The following is a 14,780-nucleotide window of genomic DNA, read 5'->3' as shown; positions in this document are numbered from 1 at the left end:
AGTGTGGGAGAGTAGGACACCGCCGGACAACCATTACAGGCAAGAGGCCCCACCCCACGGTGGGGCCTCTTCCCCGTTAACCACCAAACCCACCCCCACAGGCACAGGCACACAGGCACACAGCCGCACGGCCGCCGACCCGCCGGCACCATCCCCAAGAGGGCCGACACCACCCGGAACCGTACTCCCGGCAACCGACCACACCACCACCGCCGACGGAGCTGACACCCGTCAAGCACCGGTCGGCAGCCACAGCACCCGCCACAGCATCCGCCAGAACCGACCAGCCCGCGCAAAGCACTGCACACCCGACGGTAGGGTCGGTACATGAGTGGTCTGTTCTCGCATTCTTCCGCCGCCGGCGACCTCCCGGCTCCTCGACCGCCTCTACAGGCTGTCGTGACGGTACCCGCGCCTGCGGATCACGCCTGGGCGGGGCTCACGGAGCATCTGCATCTCTGGTGGCCTGCGGATGAGCTGAGCCGCTGGGGGGACGACAGTTTCTTCGACCTGGAGGACAACGCCCTCGTGGAGACCTCGGCGGAGGACGAGGAGAACGTGTGGGGGGAGGTGATCGAGGGTCGGCCCGGGCAGTGGCTCGAGTTGAGATGGAAGCATCCCGGCTCTGCCTCGACCACCCAGGTTCGTCTCGAACTGGTTCTGGGAGACGGTGGCGCGGCGGATACGGCGGAGCCGACGCTGGTGAACCGGCCAAGTGAGAGCACCTCTACCGTGCTCACTCTCGGTCATGACGGGTGGACGACTGCCGATCCGCAGGACACCTACGACTTCTACCGCTTGTTCTGGCCCGGAGCCCTGGCGCGCTACCGGCGATTCATGGGGGGATCATGACAGACGCAACCACCATCGCAGAGCTGGAGGCCTCGCTGCCCGGACGGGTATCGACGTCGGACGAGGATCTCGCGCGGTACTCCCGGGACCAGGGCCCCATCGAGCAGGTGATCCTTCCGCTGGCAGTCGTGCTGGCACGTTCGGTCGACGATGTCCGGACGCTCCTGAAATGGGCGACCCGCCACTCGGTTCCGATCGTGTGCCGGGGCGCAGGGTCCGGCGTTTCCGGCGGTGCCCACGCCACGACCGGCAGCGTGGTCCTGTCCCTCGAACTCATGACCCGGATCGTCGAGATCAATCCCGACGACGAAACGGCCGTCGTCGAGCCCGGCGTGGTCAACGCAGACCTTAATGCTGCTGCGGCTCCGTACGGGCTGATGTACGCACCCGATCCGGCCAGCTATCGATGGTCCACCATCGGCGGCAATGTGGCCACGAACGCGGGTGGACTCCGATGCGCCAAGTACGGTGTCACCCGGGATTCCGTGCTGGCACTCGAGGTAGTACTGGCGGACGGGTCGCTCGTCTCGACCGGTCACCGGACCTTCAAGGGGGTGGCCGGCTACGACCTGACGGCCCTCATGACCGGGTCGGAAGGTACTCTCGGCGTCATCGTCGGCATCACCGTGCGTCTTCGCTACCTGCCTCAGGCAGTGCATACGCTTGCCGCCTTCTTCGACGACTTCACCCAGGCGGCGGCGGGCGTTCTCGCCATCGGCCGGGCCCGGGTGCAACCGGCCATCCTCGAGCTCCTCGACGGACGGACGCTCGAGGCGCTCGACGGCGCCCACGGCTCGGACCTCCGTAACCGCGGGGGTTCACTCCTCCTGGTGCAGACCGACGGGTACGGTGCTGCCGTGGAAGCCGAGGTCATCCGGCGCGTTCTCCTCGACCTGGGTGCCGGCGTGAGCGAGGAAGGATCGGGGGAGGCCGACCGGCTCATAGACCTCAGACGCCACAGCCGCGGCGACGAGGTGGACGACCTGTATCGGGTGGGGGAGGACGTCGCCGTCCCGAAGTCCCAGCTCGTGCGGTATGTCGCCGCTCTCGAGGCCATGGCCCTCCGTCATGAGGTCCGGCTGAAGGTCGTGGCGCATGCTGGGGACGGCAATCTCCACCCCACTTTCTGGGTGGAACGGAGTGAGGGGGAGCGGGCGCAGGAGCGACTGGAAGAGGCGCTCGACGAATCGGTCCGGTGTGCGCTGGACCTCGGCGGAACCATCACGGGTGAGCACGGAGTGGGTCAGTACAAGCGTCGCTGGCTCGCCTGGGAGCAGTCGCCCGCGGTCCTCGAGCTGCAGAGCCGCATCAAGCAGGTATTCGACCCGCTGAACATCCTCAATCCGGGGAAGGCGATCATCTCCTGATCGTTGCGTCGCCGCTCCTGCTGCGGGCAGGCGCCCGATGATACCGTTTAGGAAACTGCCGGGAGTTCCCGTCACTTACCATTTTTCCCCTGGGGGCAGCATGTCTGACAACAATCCGGATCAGCAGGGCAACTCGCCCTACGGTCAGCAGAACCAGCCGCAGTACGGCCAGAACCAGCCGCAGTACGGTCAGAACCGGCCGCAGTACGGCGAGCAGAGCACGTCGCCGTACGGTCAGCAGGGGCAGTCACCGTACGGTCAGCAGGGACAGTACGGCTCCGCGATGGGCAACTACCCGGGACAGCAGGGCTATCAGGGCCAGCCGGCGGAGAACCCGGGCAGGACGCTCGGGATCGTCGGATTTATCCTCGCCATCCTGATCGCCCCCGTGGGACTGGTGATCAGCATCATCGCCTTCGTGAAGTCCCGGAAAGCGAGGATGGGCAACGGCTTTGCCCTCGCCGGCATCATTATCGGCGTCGTGTTCACGATCCTCGGCGCGATCCTCATCGCCGTCATCGCCAGCTTCGCTGCAGAGCTGGCAGGGCAGATCCTGGAAGCGTGCGAAGGCTTGCCCACCGGCACGCCCGTCACCGTTCAGGGCCAGCCCACACAGTGCCCGTAGGCTCCTGAGCAGGAAGGACCGGCAGCCATCGGCTGCCGGTCCTTTCCTTTAACACCTAGTTGTCGCCGTACTCCGAGTCCTCGTCGATGCCTATGGTCCCGGCATCGGCTGTCAGCATGATCGCCGCCTCGTCGCGTCGGTGGCGCAGTTCGTCGTCCAGGTAGGACTGCACGGCCTCCGCCAGCGGGACGTTCCGGTCCTCACGCTCGGACATGTACCACCGGTGTTCGAGTACTTCGTGGACCACCTGCGCGGGTTCGAGCTTGCCGCCGAGTTCCCGGGGCACGGCCCGGACGATCGGCTCGAACACCTCGTTCACCCAGAGGTGTGCGCTGAACTCCTCGTCGAGTGCCGGGTCGCTGTCGGCACGGTAGGCATCGAGGTCGTTCAGGAGCCGGCGGGCCTGGTTCTCCTGGGCGTCGAGGCCCGTGAGCCGCAGGAGGCGGCGGCTGTGGTGTCCGGCGTCGACCACCTTTGGTTGCAGCTGGATCTGGGTGCCGTTGGCGGCGGACCTGATGGCGTACTCCTCGACGTCGAAGCCGAGTTCGTTGAGTCGGCGGATGCGGGCCCCCACCCGCCAGCGCTCGCCCAGCTCGAAGGATTCCTTCTCAGTCAGTTCCGTCCAGAGGCGGCGGTAGCTGTCCATGATGAGTTCGCTGGTCGCGAGCGGGTCCACCTTCTCCTCGATGAGCCCGCCCTCGGCGAGGTCCATCAGCTCCCCTGCGATGTTCACCCGGGCGATCTCGAGGTCGTACTCCCGCTGGCCGGTCGAGAGCTCCGGGTACAGCTCGCCGGTCTCGGCGTCGACGAGATAGGCGGCGAACGCTCCCGCATCCCTGCGGAAGAGGGTGTTGGAGAGGGAGACGTCGCCCCAGTAGAACCCGATGAGGTGCAGGCGGACCAGGAGCAGCGCCTGGGCGTCGATGAGCCGCGTCAGGGTGTCCCGGCGGAGCGTCTGCGAGAACAACGCACGGTAGGGCAGCGAGAACTTGAGATGCCGCGTGACGAGCACGGGATCGAGCTCCTCGCCCGTGGGGCTGGTCCGTCCGGAGATCACGGCCACGGGCTCGACGCACGGCACGTCCAGTCGCTGCAGCTTGCGCAGCATGTGGTACTCGTGACGGGCGATGTGCTCGCTGGTCTCCTTCACGGCGATCACGGAACCGCCGAGGTGGGCGAACCGCACGATATGCCGGGAGATACCGCGGGGGAGCGCCGCGAGTGCACTGGCCGGCCATTCCTCGAGGGCCACGTGCCAGGGGAGGTCGAGCAGCTCCGGGTCGGTGGCGGCGGCGGTGATGTTCAGGGATCCCAGCGAGCTCGGGCCCTCGGCGGACGCCGGCCGTAATCGCGGCAGTTTGCCGGTCTGGTCGTAGTCGGTCGGCTCGTCATGCCACTGGGCGTTGGAAATCTCGGTCATGATCTTGCTTTCGCGATAGGGCGGGGGTGGTCCTGGTCCAAGCGTAGTTGCCGTTAAACGAAGCGGTGGCGTCCACCGGGCCTCCCGAGGGATACCCGGCGGAGCCACCGCCGTCGTCGTTCGTGGTGCTGTGTCCGCGGAGGGACTTAGACCGTCTCTGCCAGGCGGAGACCGCTGCTGGTGTCGAACAGGTGCACGTGACCCTGCTCGGGGCGGACGTAGACCGTGTCGCCCTTCATCGGCGGGCGGCGGCCGTCGACGCGGGCCACCATGTCGTGGTCCTTGCCGTCCAGCGTGGTGTGGCCGTAGATGTAGGCGTCGGCGCCGAGTTCCTCGACGACGTCGACCTCGACCTGCAGGCCCTCGCCGACGCTGCTGAGGACGAGGTCCTCGGGGCGGACGCCGAGCGTGACGGTGTTGCCGGCTGCGGCGTCCAGGACATTACCCGGCACGGGGTAGACGATGCCGCCGAAGAGGACGCCCCCGTCGGTGACGGGCAGTTCGAGCAGGTTCATGGCGGGGGAGCCGATGAACCCGGCGACGAAGACGTTCTTCGGACGCTCGTACAGGTTGCGGGGGGTGTCGACCTGCTGGAGGAGACCGTCCTTGAGCACGGCGACACGGTCACCCATGGTCATGGCCTCGACCTGGTCGTGCGTGACGTAGACGGTGGTGACACCGAGACGCCGGGTCAGCGAAGCGATCTGGGTGCGGGTCTGCACGCGCAGCTTCGCATCCAGGTTGGAGAGGGGCTCGTCCATGAGGAAGACCTGCGGGTTGCGCACGATCGCGCGGCCCATGGCGACACGCTGGCGCTGGCCGCCGGAGAGTGCCTTCGGCTTGCGGTCCAGGTAGTCCTCGAGGTCGAGGAGCTTCGCGGCCTCGCGGACGCGCTCGGCGCGCTCCTCCTTGGAGACACCCGCGATCTTGAGGGCGAAGCCCATGTTGTCGGCGACCGACATGTGCGGGTAGAGCGCGTAGTTCTGGAAGACCATCGCGATGTCGCGGTCCTTCGGGGGGACGTCCGTGACGTCGCGGTCGCCGATGAGGATGCGTCCGGAGTTGACGTCCTCGAGGCCGGCGAGCATGCGCAGGGAGGTGGACTTTCCGCAACCGGAGGGTCCCACGAGGACGAGGAATTCGCCGTCGGCGATGTCGATGTCGAGCTTGTCGACGGCGGGCTTCTCGGTGCCCGGGTACAGGCGCGTGGCCTGGTCAAACGTTACCGTTGCCATGGTGTTGGTTCCTTTTCACGGGCAGGTACGTGCCCGACGATCCGTAGTGAATGGAAGATATTCAGTTGGGGTGCGCGGCCGGCCACCAGTACCGGTGACAGGAGCCGCGTCCCCGTAGTATGACACGTTCCTCTAGCGGCGCGCACCAGGGGCCCGCAGGGACACGAGTTCCTGCAGCACCTCCGAGAAATCCTCGGGCGTGGGCACGGTGAAGGCGGCCGCCGTCGTTCCGGGGCCGATCCGTATTCCGACGTCGTCGGGGCCGAGGGTGCGCTGCGCGTGCTCGTCGGTCACGTCGTCGCCCGCGAAGAGGACCGCGGTGGCGCCTGTGGTCTCCCGGAGCAGTGCCAGCCCCTGCCCCTTGTCCGCGGCCACCACCGAGATCTCGAGGACACGCTTCCCGTCCGTGACGCGGACCCCCTCGAGCTGGGCCAGGCCGGCCCTGGCTGCCTCGACCGCGGCATCGGCGACGTCGTCGGCCGCGGTCCTCGTGTGAAGGACGACACCGGCCGGCTTCAGCTCGATGCGCGTCCCCTCGTGTGCGGAGACCGTGCGTTCGACGACGTCGACGGCGCGGGTGCGCAGGTCCTCCTGCTCGGGCGTCAGCGCGAGGGGTGCGGCGTCGGGGCCGGTCCAGGTCTCGGCGCCATGGCTGCCGATCAGCAGGGTATCCCCGGGAGGATCGGCAGCGGCGCGGAGGCTCGCGAGGGCGCGCCCCGAGATCAGGGCTGTGGTCGTGTGGGGGAGGTCGGCCAGCGCGCGGACCGCCGAAGCCGACGCGGGCAACGCCCGGGCGTCCTCGGCCCGCTCGACGAGCGGGGCGAGCGTGCCGTCGAAATCCAGTGCCACGAGCAGTCGCGGGGTGGAGGCAAGGCGCCCCAGGGCGGCGTGCAGGGCCGGTTCAAGCGTCATGATCGGGACCCTCGGACTGGAGGGCGTTGAGGAAGGCCCGGGACCACCGCTCGACGTCGTTCTGGACCACCTGCCGGCGCATGAGCCGCATGCGCCGCATGGCCTCCGCCTTCGGCATGGTGATGGCCGAGACGATGGCACTCTTCAGCCCGTCGATGTCGTGCGGGTTCACCAGGATCGCCTGCCGGAGGGTGTCCGCCGCGCCCGCGAACTCGCTGAGCACGAGCATGCCCGTGTTCGCGGTGCGGGCCGCGACGTACTCCTTGGCCACGAGGTTCATGCCGTCACGCAGCGCCGTCACGAGCATGACGTCCGCGGCGAGGTACAGCGCCACCATCTCCTCCACCGGGTAGCTGTGGTGGAGGTACCGGATGGCCGTGTTCTTCATGGTGTCGTGGGTGCCGTTGATCCGGCCGACCGCGCCCTCGATGTCCTCGCGCAGGATGCGGTACTGCTCCACGCGCTCGCGGCTCGGGCTGGCCACCTGGATGAGGGCGGCGTCCTCGACCGTGATGGCGCCGTCCTCGAGCAGCTCGCCGTAGGCCTTCAGGCGATGGCCGATGCCCTTGGTGTAGTCGAGGCGGTCGACGCCGAGCAGGATGTGCTGCGGATCGCCCAGCTCGCGTCGGATCTCCCTTGACCGCTCGATCACGTCGGGGCGGTGCGCCAGTTCCGTGATCGACGCCGTGTCGATGGAGATGGGGAACGCCTCGGCGCGGGAGACGTAGGCCGGCGTGCCGTCGTCGGCGGGCACATGCACCTGCTGCGCCTTGATGGTGTAGCCCTTGAAGCGGCGCACGCAGCGCAGGAAGTTGCTCGCGTCGCTCGGCCGCTGGAAGCCGATGAGGTCGGCGCCCAGCAGCCCCTCGATCACCTGGCGCCGCCAGGGCAGTTGCGCGTAGATCTCCAGGGGCGGGAAGGGGATGTGGTTGAAGAAGCCGATCTTCAGGTCGGGGCGCGCCTGCCGCAGCATCTTCGGCACGAGCTGCAGCTGGTAGTCCTGCACCCACACCGTGGCGCCCTCGGCCGCGACAGACGCCGTCGCCTCCGCGAACCGCTCGTTCACCTTCCGGTAGGAGTCCCACCAGGTCCTGTGGAACTCGGGGGACGCGATGACGTCGTGGTACAGGGGCCACAGGGTGGCGTTGGAGAAGCCCTCGTAATAGAGCTCCACCTCCTCGGCGCTGAGCGGCACGGGGACCAGGTGCATGGTGTCCTCGTCGAAGGGCTCGAGCGTCTCGTCGGGCGCTCCGTGCCAGCCGACCCAGGCGCCGTCGGCCTTCGCCATCACGGGGGCGAGGGCCGTCACGAGGCCGCCGGGGGAGCGTCGCCATGAGCTCTCGCCGTGCTCGTCGACGACGCGGTCCACAGCGAGCCGGTTCGAGACGACGATGAAGTCGAAATCACCGAACTCCCCCTCGGTCGCGGAGGGCGGCGTGATGCCCGGGGTGGTCGAAGGCTGTGCACTCAAAACGGGCTCCATCGCAGTAGTTCGGTCTCGTCGTCGACTCTATCGGTTCACGCCGTCCGGGGTCCGGTGCCGCTGCCCCGGGAAGAGGTTCCTCCGTGCCGGCGGCCGTCGCCTCGGCTTCCCATGGCCTGATTTCCCGCGGTGCGGGTGCTGGGCTACCCTTAACGAGCGCTCGGCGTCCCCTCCTCCCGTAGGTCGAAGGGGCCACCGCGCTCGCCGGCTCCGGCCGGTACGCCTCCTTAGCTCAGTTGGCCAGAGCACCGCTCTTGTAAAGCGGGGGTCGTCGGTTCGAATCCGACAGGGGGCTCCACCAACCCCTCCTGACTAGGTAAAACACCTAACAGGAGGGGTTTGTTGTGTCAGCTGTCTTTTCAATCCGACGTTTATCCGACGTTTTGCGCTGTGCAGAGCCGGTGAGAGTTCCTTTTGCCGCCGCACACATGGTTTCTATGAATGAAAACAACGATCAATCCGCAACCCCGTTAGTCAAAGTCCTGACCAGGATCGAGGTCGCTCGGATTCTCGGGGTTGCCCCGAAAACCCTGGCCAACTGGCACTCCTCCGGCGTCGGTCCGCCGGCTCGTCGCCTCAATGGCATTGTCCGATACGACCAGGCACAGTTCCTCGCTTGGTACGAAAGCATGAAGGACGCTGCCTGATGGGGCGCCCGAGATTGCTGCCGGGGCAGCTAGGGTCAGTCGGAACAAAGCCGTCGAAGAAGGGCGGGTGGGAAGCGTGGGCGCGATTCGGTACCGCGTCGGGCACTGTCCGCATTGAACGGTCGGGGAGCGGCGATCCTGCCGCCCTGGTAGAGATCCGCAGACTCGGTCGGTCCCTGAAGCAGCGTGCTGGCGATGTCCTCGCGTTCTTCGAACGGCCCGGCACCAGCAACCGCCCCACGGAGGCGGTCAATAGGCACCTCGAGCACCTTCGCGGCTCAGCCCTCGGATTCCGGAACCTTACCAACTACATCGCCCGATCGCTCCTGGATCCGGCGGCTTCAGACCACGACTACACCCTGAATTACGATGAGCCGCAAAACTAACCACGATCAACTGGTAGAAATCACATAGCGCGAGTCTTCATTAAACCCAGAACCGCCCATAAGAGAATTTCCAGTTCGGTTGCGCGAAGCTGTATCAACAGCGCGGAAGGAGTCAGGAAAGCTTGGATTGCCCTCCAATGCAACCTGGAGTGCGATCCGGTCCTCATCGGCGCCTTGGTCAATACTCGACCAGTGGGTGACAGGGTTTAGCTGGTTGGTGTTGACTCGAATCACTGTTGTAGAACTACCCAAGCCGGTTTCAGGATCCCCTCAGGGTCGTTTGTGGATAGCACCATGAGCAGGGCTTTTACATCGGTGAGGATTCCGGTCGCGTCACTGATCGCGGCGCGCAATTGGCCTAGTTCTTGTACTGCTTCGTCCCTCCGGTGCGGGGCACCGGTTAGTGCAAGCCCGCAGTAAGCCAGGGCGCGGACGGTCAAAGCACTCACGTTGGTCGGCGCCAAGCCCAGTAGGCGGTCGGTCCCGTGAACCGCCTCCAAGAAGGCCGAGTGGGCTTGTTCAAATTGCTTTAGGGCCGAGAGGGCGATGCCCTTTAGGCACCAGAGTTGTTGTTGCTGGGGCGGATAAATGAACTTTCGGCCCTGAGCGATGAGCGGGAGCGCTAAGGCGGGTACCCCCAATTTGAGCCGCATCTCGGCCAGCTGTGACCTTGTCTCCTCCAAGATCTGGCTGTGATCGATGGTTTCCGCGAGGTCCAGCGCTTCCTCGAGCAAGACAACAACAGATTGTGGGTTCCCCGTACTGACTAGGCTCTCCGTTATGAAGTTTAGAACTGCTGCTTCTACATAGGGACCACCGGTCTCGCGGTTGATGGCCTGGGCCTGGGTGTGCAGCTCGATGGCCTTGGTGTAGTCGCCTTGGACGGCGTGGCAGTAGCCAAGGCTGCCCAGGTTGGCGGCTTCTCCTCGGCGGTTGCCGATCTCGCGGTTGATGGCCTGGGCCTGGGTGTGCAGCTCGATGGCCTTGGGGTAGTCGCCCAGGTCGGCGTGGCAGTAACCGAGGCTGCCCAAGTTGGTGGCTTCTCCTCGGCGGTTGCCGGTCTCGCGGTTGATGGCCTGGGCCTGGGTGTGCAGCTCGATGGCCTTGGGGTAGTCCCCTTGGACGGCGTGGCAGGCCCCGAGGCTGTCCAGGTTGGTGGCTTCTCCGGAGCGGTTGCCGATTTCGCGGTTGATGGCCAGGGCCTGGGTGTGCAGCTCGATAGCCTTGGGGTAATCGCCCTGGTAGGCGTTGCAGGCCCCGAGGCTGCCCAGGTTGGTGGCTTCTCCGGAGCGGTTGCCGATTTCGCGGTTGATGGCCAGGGCCTGGGTGTGCAGTTCGATAGCCTTGGGGTAATCGCTCTGGTCGGTGTGGCAGGCCCCGAGGTTGCCCAGGTTGGTGGCTTCTCCGGAGCGGTTGCCGATTTCGCGGTTGATGGCCAGGGCCTGGGTGTGCAGTTCGATAGCTCTCGGGTAGTTGCCCTGGACGGCGTGGCAGTAACCGAGGCTGCCTTGGTTGGTGGCTTCTCCGGAGCGGTTGCGGATTTCGCGGTTGATGGCCAGGGCCTGGGTGAGTAGTTCGATAGCTCTCGGGTAGTTGCCCTGGACGGCATGGCAGCCCCCAAGGTTGCCTAGGTTGGTGGCTTCTCCGGAGCGGTTGCGGATTTCGCGGTTGATGGCCAGAGCCTGAGTAAGCAGTTCAATGGCCTGCGGGTAGCGATCCAAAGCGTAATGGCAACGAGCGAGGCTGCCTAAAGCTGCAGCTCTGTTCCAAGGGTCATTGTTCTCGTGGGCCGAGACCAATAGGTCGTCGTACAAATCTGCTGCTTCAGGGTAGTTTCCGAGGGTGTGCTGGCAGTTGCCCATAACAAGCAAGTGACGCATATTTTGGCCAGAATCGGTGAGGTGCCCGTGAAGGCGAGTGTGAAGTTCAATCACGGTGCGGTAATGGCCCCATGTCTGCAGTTCACCGTCGATGTCGTCGAGCACCTCGGCGGCGGTGTCGTAGCCGCCGACCTCGCAGCGCAGCTCGAACTCCGCCAATTGGGGAAAGACATCATCGATCGAATGCCATACCTCGCGCGGGGTGCGGATCTGGGCGTAGTAGTCCGCGGCCCGGGCCTGGAATGCCGCCAGCGGGTGGGCGAATTCGGTGCCCTCCAAAGCTTCGAGGGGGATCTGGGCATGGGCGTAGTCGCGGTCGACCGGGTGCAGGTAGTAGTGGTCGTGGCCTGGGTCGTAGCGAACCAGTTGCCAGCGCACCAACCGGTCTAGAATCGGGGTGGTGTTGATCGTGGGGTCGTAAGGTTGAAGCAGGAAATCAACCCCAACCGCAGCCACGGGACTGGGATAAACGGCCACGGCCTGCATCACCCGTTGGTCCCTGGCGTCCAGTGCTTGGTAGGCCTGTCCCACCAACGCCTCCACCACCTTATTCGCGGGCAGGTCGGCGGTGCGCTGCACCAGGTTCTGCGGAGTGAGTTTTGGGCGGTTTGCCGCCAAGATGCCCTTAACGGCTTCTAAGGCCCGAGGGAAACCGCGGGTATGCTCCTGCAGCTGGTTCAAAACCTTATCGGTAGCCTGTTCCAAGCCCAGCGATCCGCCGGGGTCCAGTGCTCGCAGCACGGTTCGGGCGTCCTTGGGGCCCAAGCCCTCCTCCAACCAGATTTGTTGCTGGGCGCCGGGCTGGACTTCCAGCAAACCGGTCGGGGCCACCCTGGTGGTTACCAAAAGTTTCAACGGGTGTTCAGCGGTACTCAGCACCGTCTGCAGGGCCTCGTGCAAGGCGCCCTCCGCTAGGCGTTCCTGGGCGGTATTCATGACGGACTCTAGGTTGTCCAGCAGCACGATGACCGGTCCTTCATCGCGGGGCAGGGCGGCGAGAACTGCCCGCATGATCTGGGTGGGACTGTTGCGTGGGTCCTGGTTTTGTGTCTTGATAATTTGAACGATGTTGGGCGGCAGGAGCTTGCACAAATCGTTGACTAAGTGCGGGTAGCTGACTCCGTGGTCGCCCGTGGGACTGAGATAGACGATGCCGCCCACCGCCGTAGAGACCGGCCTTTGGGTTAGGTCAGGCAGTTGGCCGGCTTCCAGGGCTTTGAGCAGACGGCAGACTATCGCGGTCTTGCCCATTCCGCCCCGGCCTATGATAGTAATCATCCGTGTACCCGGGTCTGTCAGCCAGTTGGCAGTCAGACCGGTTTCCACGACCCGGTCCTGGAACCAGATTGGAGCTGTGGCGGGGGGACGATTGATAAATTTTGAGGCCCGTGCCGCTGGCTGAGAAGCGGGTTGCCGCTCCTTATCGATGTCGTTATCTATGCGTTTTCTGGCTTCTTCGGCTTGTCGCTCCTTCTCCTTCTGCAGGGAGTCAGCTACCAACATGGCCAAATGATCGGGGTTGGTGAACCGTTGGGTCATGCCGGTGATCCGGTCACGGAAGGCCTTCTGCTGCTTCCAGCACTCCGGGTCGATGAGTTGATTGGGAGGGATTCCCAAACTAGGGGCATCCAGGTCGATCGCGAACATCAGACGCGGCTTGTCGGCCTCGGTGGCGGCTTCGTATTCAAGTTCTGTGTAAGAGAGGTTGGGGCCACCTTTCACCCATGAGCCGTAGCGGGCGCCGAGAACCCCGAGAAACACATCGCAGTCCTGGGCGCGCCGGATGCACTCCTCAGCCGGTGGCGCGTTCGTGGAGGGAAACTCGGCCATGTCCACGATAACGTGCCCCGCACGTGAGATAGCTCCTTTCACCGCATCGATGTACGACCCGCCCTGTGGGTATTCTTGGAGCTCGGAGGTGTGGGAGATGAACACCTGCCACTGCGGTCCTGCATCTGATTTCATGTCCCCATCTTTCCGTTCATGGGCAGGACTTGACCCCGCTGTCATGAAACTTTCTGTAGATGAACCCGGGCCAAGATTGAGCGGGAGGGACAGGCCAAGGGCTGCCGAGGGGGCACTGAGGAAAGACGTCAGTTGCTGAGAAGGTCGTGAGCGAGTCGCCGAGGAGTGGAGTGCAACTCTCCTGCCTCCTCAGCACCGGAAAAGTGTCCGTGTTGGTGCCGCCGGTAGGTCCGCACCGCCCCATGGCAGGTGCGATAAGTACGTCATGAACACGGGCGAAATCTATCTTCTCGCCTGAAGAGTCCCTGTGGAATCCGAAGCCCCGAATGACGAACAAGCGCATAGCGTCCCTCTTTCACCCTGTGGGAGTTTCTCCGCCGCGCCTAGTCGTCCGGTTCGTAGCGGGATTCGAACTTCTCGGCGCTCATGGCGTAGCCATCGGTGCCGTCTTCGTTGTTGAATACGACGTAGTCGCCCTTGAAGTAGTGCGTGCGACCTTCCTTGGTGGCGATGCTGCCGGACTTGACCGCTTGCTCTGCCCAGACGGGACTGGTTTTCACGTACGCCCCCAGACTTAGCTGTCGATAGGTGGCAGCAAAGACATCGGCGTCGACAGTGTAAATGTCGCCGTCGTTGTCAACGAGCCAGTCGCCAGGCTTGCAGTGCTGCTCTGCCCCCCATTTGCGATAGCTGAACCCCGGGGTGTCCAGGCGCAGCGGTATGGCAACAACATGCTGGTCCGGCGTGCGGCGGTATTGTTTGCGTATGTTCATGCGTTGGTCCGATCTGTTGGGGTCGACGGAAGGTCGAAGATCTGATCGAAATCGCTTTCGTGCACGTCGCGCTTGCCGGCCAGAATGCCGAGACGATGGAGCGTTTCCATGTTTTCCGGGGCATCCATCTCGGTGAGGGATGCAGTTCTGTCCGGGTCCGCCAAGCTTTCGTCTAGCTTCAGAATGTTCTCAAGGCTCAAGTCAACGTCATAGCGTAAGTAGGTCAGCAGCGGTGTTCCGCAAAGGAGGTCATTGCCCAGGTCCCCGAGATCCCGGTCGAGGTGTCGGGCGGTGGTGCTGGCTGACATCCACTGCAGCATAGTTTCCTGCAGCATGGCGCAGTCCCTCATCACCGACATCAACGCGCTGACAGCGTGACTCGCGGCCAGGGCGCTCTTTTTAATGACGGGGTCGGTCGAACCGGTCCCGACTGATACCAGGAGCAGTCTATGGGCTCCCGTGGGCCAGCCAATCCGATAGCCCTCCAAAGTGGCGTACATGAGTGCCTGCAGGGCCGGGTTGTTGAACGGGCTAACGCCGCCATCGACAAAGTTGCCGACCACAGGATCCCAATCCTCTGGACCGCTAATGGTGATGGTCTCGGGCTCAAAATACGACGGCGCCGCGGTGGATGCGCGGACAACCTGCCACAGCCGATATTCGCCGTTGCCGAGCCTGCCGTTTAGACCGGCGCTGAAATACTTGCCGCTGGGGTTGTTGCTTACCGGCCAGGGACTGCCGGTGTCCAGGCGTTTGGTGACGATGAGCAATCCCGTCAGGAGCCGGTCGCTGCCCAGGGTGGTGTCTGCACCGAAGAGCTCCTTCAGCTGAGCTGTCAGTAATTGATCGTCGTACTTGGCGCGGAGAAAGCCCTTACGGAAGAGACTCCTCTCGAAAACTCGCTCTCCGAGGCTGAAATACTTTCTCCTGAGCTCCCCGACGCTCCAGCCTTGAGCCAGCGCGGCCGCGATGATAGCGCCTGTGGAGGTGCCGGCAATCAGGTCGAAGTAGTGGCATAACCGAAAGTCCTGATCGCCGCCGTGGCGTCTCCGCAAGAGGTCCTCGAGCCGTTCCAAAATTCCTAGGCTTAGTACTCCCCGGAGCCCGCCCCCGTCCAGCGCCAAGATCCTTTTGGGTCGACCGTCATTACGTAGATGTCCTGCGGCGGTAAGTTCCTCATAGTTCATTTGGAATTCTTCTTTCGCGAACCGCGAGCCCGGAGTGACAATCGAGCA

Annotated in this window: 11 protein-coding genes, 1 tRNA gene and 1 pseudogene; 6 read left to right on the top strand and 7 right to left on the bottom strand. The window is 64.6% G+C overall.

All coding sequences use genetic code 11. The features are described from left to right. Positions 1-399 precede the first annotated feature (399 nt). The 3 genes from CI785_RS06635 (at position 400) to CI785_RS06625 (ending at position 2,844) form a co-directional block, all read left to right on the top strand. Positions 400-852: an SRPBCC family protein gene (locus CI785_RS06635; RefSeq protein ID WP_105031286.1), complete on the top strand. Its 453-nt coding sequence runs from the start codon at positions 400-402 to the stop codon at positions 850-852. Next, positions 849-2,219, top strand: a complete 1,371-nt coding sequence (locus tag CI785_RS06630) for an FAD-binding oxidoreductase (RefSeq protein ID WP_105031285.1) — start codon at positions 849-851, stop codon at positions 2,217-2,219. The genes CI785_RS06635 and CI785_RS06630 overlap by 4 nt, the downstream gene beginning before the upstream one ends. A gap of 100 nt (positions 2,220-2,319) precedes the next feature. Beyond that, entirely contained in the window at positions 2,320-2,844 is a 525-nt protein-coding gene (locus tag CI785_RS06625) for a DUF4190 domain-containing protein (protein WP_105031284.1), read from the top strand. 55 nt (positions 2,845-2,899) lie between these two features. On the opposite strand, the gene CI785_RS06620 is transcribed toward CI785_RS06625, so the two are convergent. From CI785_RS06620 to CI785_RS06605, 4 genes are all read right to left on the bottom strand, one after another. After that, a complete protein-coding gene (locus CI785_RS06620) occupies positions 2,900-4,264 on the bottom strand; it encodes a DUF4032 domain-containing protein (RefSeq protein WP_105031283.1) in 1,365 nt (454 codons plus the stop codon). 146 nt (positions 4,265-4,410) lie between these two features. Next, positions 4,411-5,499: an ABC transporter ATP-binding protein gene (locus CI785_RS06615; RefSeq protein ID WP_105031282.1), complete on the bottom strand. Its 1,089-nt coding sequence runs from the start codon at positions 5,497-5,499 to the stop codon at positions 4,411-4,413. Positions 5,500-5,631: 132 nt separating this feature from the next. After that, on the bottom strand, positions 5,632-6,411 hold the full coding sequence (otsB, locus tag CI785_RS06610; RefSeq protein ID WP_105031281.1) for a trehalose-phosphatase: 780 nt from the start codon (positions 6,409-6,411) through the stop codon (positions 5,632-5,634). Then, positions 6,401-7,894, bottom strand: a complete 1,494-nt coding sequence (locus CI785_RS06605; RefSeq protein WP_105031280.1) for an alpha,alpha-trehalose-phosphate synthase (UDP-forming) — start codon at positions 7,892-7,894, stop codon at positions 6,401-6,403. The genes otsB and CI785_RS06605 overlap by 11 nt, the downstream gene beginning before the upstream one ends. 221 nt (positions 7,895-8,115) lie before the next feature. Here CI785_RS06605 and CI785_RS06600 point away from each other — a divergent pair. The 3 genes and pseudogenes from CI785_RS06600 to CI785_RS06590 form a co-directional block, all read left to right on the top strand. Beyond that, a tRNA-Thr gene (locus CI785_RS06600) sits at positions 8,116-8,192 on the top strand. Between the two features lie 139 nt (positions 8,193-8,331). Continuing rightward, positions 8,332-8,541, top strand: coding sequence for a helix-turn-helix domain-containing protein (locus tag CI785_RS06595; protein WP_105031279.1), 210 nt, complete (start codon positions 8,332-8,334; stop codon positions 8,539-8,541). Between the two features lie 131 nt (positions 8,542-8,672). Continuing rightward, positions 8,673-8,914 (top strand): annotated as a pseudogene (locus tag CI785_RS06590) (transposase); the annotation flags it as partial. Positions 8,915-9,157: 243 nt separating this feature from the next. On the opposite strand, the gene CI785_RS06585 reads toward CI785_RS06590, so the two are convergent. The 3 genes from CI785_RS06585 to CI785_RS06575 all read right to left on the bottom strand — a co-directional run bounded on the left by CI785_RS06585 (position 9,158) and on the right by CI785_RS06575 (position 14,732). Beyond that, a complete protein-coding gene (locus tag CI785_RS06585; protein ID WP_170068218.1) occupies positions 9,158-12,772 on the bottom strand; it encodes a tetratricopeptide repeat protein in 3,615 nt (1,204 codons plus the stop codon). A gap of 383 nt (positions 12,773-13,155) precedes the next feature. Next, positions 13,156-13,545 carry a hypothetical protein gene (locus tag CI785_RS06580; protein WP_105031277.1) on the bottom strand — a complete coding sequence of 130 codons (390 nt, stop codon included), beginning with the start codon at positions 13,543-13,545 and terminating at the stop codon, positions 13,156-13,158. Continuing rightward, positions 13,542-14,732, bottom strand: coding sequence for a patatin-like phospholipase family protein (locus CI785_RS06575; protein WP_105031276.1), 1,191 nt, complete (start codon positions 14,730-14,732; stop codon positions 13,542-13,544). Before CI785_RS06575 ends, CI785_RS06580 begins: the two co-directional genes overlap by 4 nt. Positions 14,733-14,780 lie beyond the last annotated feature (48 nt).

Origin of the sequence: Arthrobacter ruber, assembly GCF_002954225.1 — a bacterium.
GTDB classification, from domain to species: Bacteria; Actinomycetota; Actinomycetes; order Actinomycetales; family Micrococcaceae; genus Arthrobacter_D; species Arthrobacter_D ruber.
Note: the sequence above shows the minus strand (reverse complement) of the source record. Positions and strands in the feature narration are given on the sequence as shown.

Coding starts and splice junctions, on each gene's coding strand:
- CI785_RS06580 (WP_105031277.1), bottom strand. CDS start 13,545: ATGAACATACGCAAACAATACCGCCGCACGCCGGACCAGCATGTTGTT.
- CI785_RS06625 (WP_105031284.1), top strand. CDS start 2,320: ATGTCTGACAACAATCCGGATCAGCAGGGCAACTCGCCCTACGGTCAG.
- otsB (WP_105031281.1), bottom strand. CDS start 6,411: ATGACGCTTGAACCGGCCCTGCACGCCGCCCTGGGGCGCCTTGCCTCC.
- CI785_RS06585 (WP_170068218.1), bottom strand. CDS start 12,772: ATGAAATCAGATGCAGGACCGCAGTGGCAGGTGTTCATCTCCCACACC.
- CI785_RS06575 (WP_105031276.1), bottom strand. CDS start 14,732: ATGAACTATGAGGAACTTACCGCCGCAGGACATCTACGTAATGACGGT.
- CI785_RS06615 (WP_105031282.1), bottom strand. CDS start 5,499: ATGGCAACGGTAACGTTTGACCAGGCCACGCGCCTGTACCCGGGCACC.
- CI785_RS06630 (WP_105031285.1), top strand. CDS start 849: ATGACAGACGCAACCACCATCGCAGAGCTGGAGGCCTCGCTGCCCGGA.
- CI785_RS06620 (WP_105031283.1), bottom strand. CDS start 4,264: ATGACCGAGATTTCCAACGCCCAGTGGCATGACGAGCCGACCGACTAC.
- CI785_RS06605 (WP_105031280.1), bottom strand. CDS start 7,894: ATGGAGCCCGTTTTGAGTGCACAGCCTTCGACCACCCCGGGCATCACG.
- CI785_RS06595 (WP_105031279.1), top strand. CDS start 8,332: ATGAATGAAAACAACGATCAATCCGCAACCCCGTTAGTCAAAGTCCTG.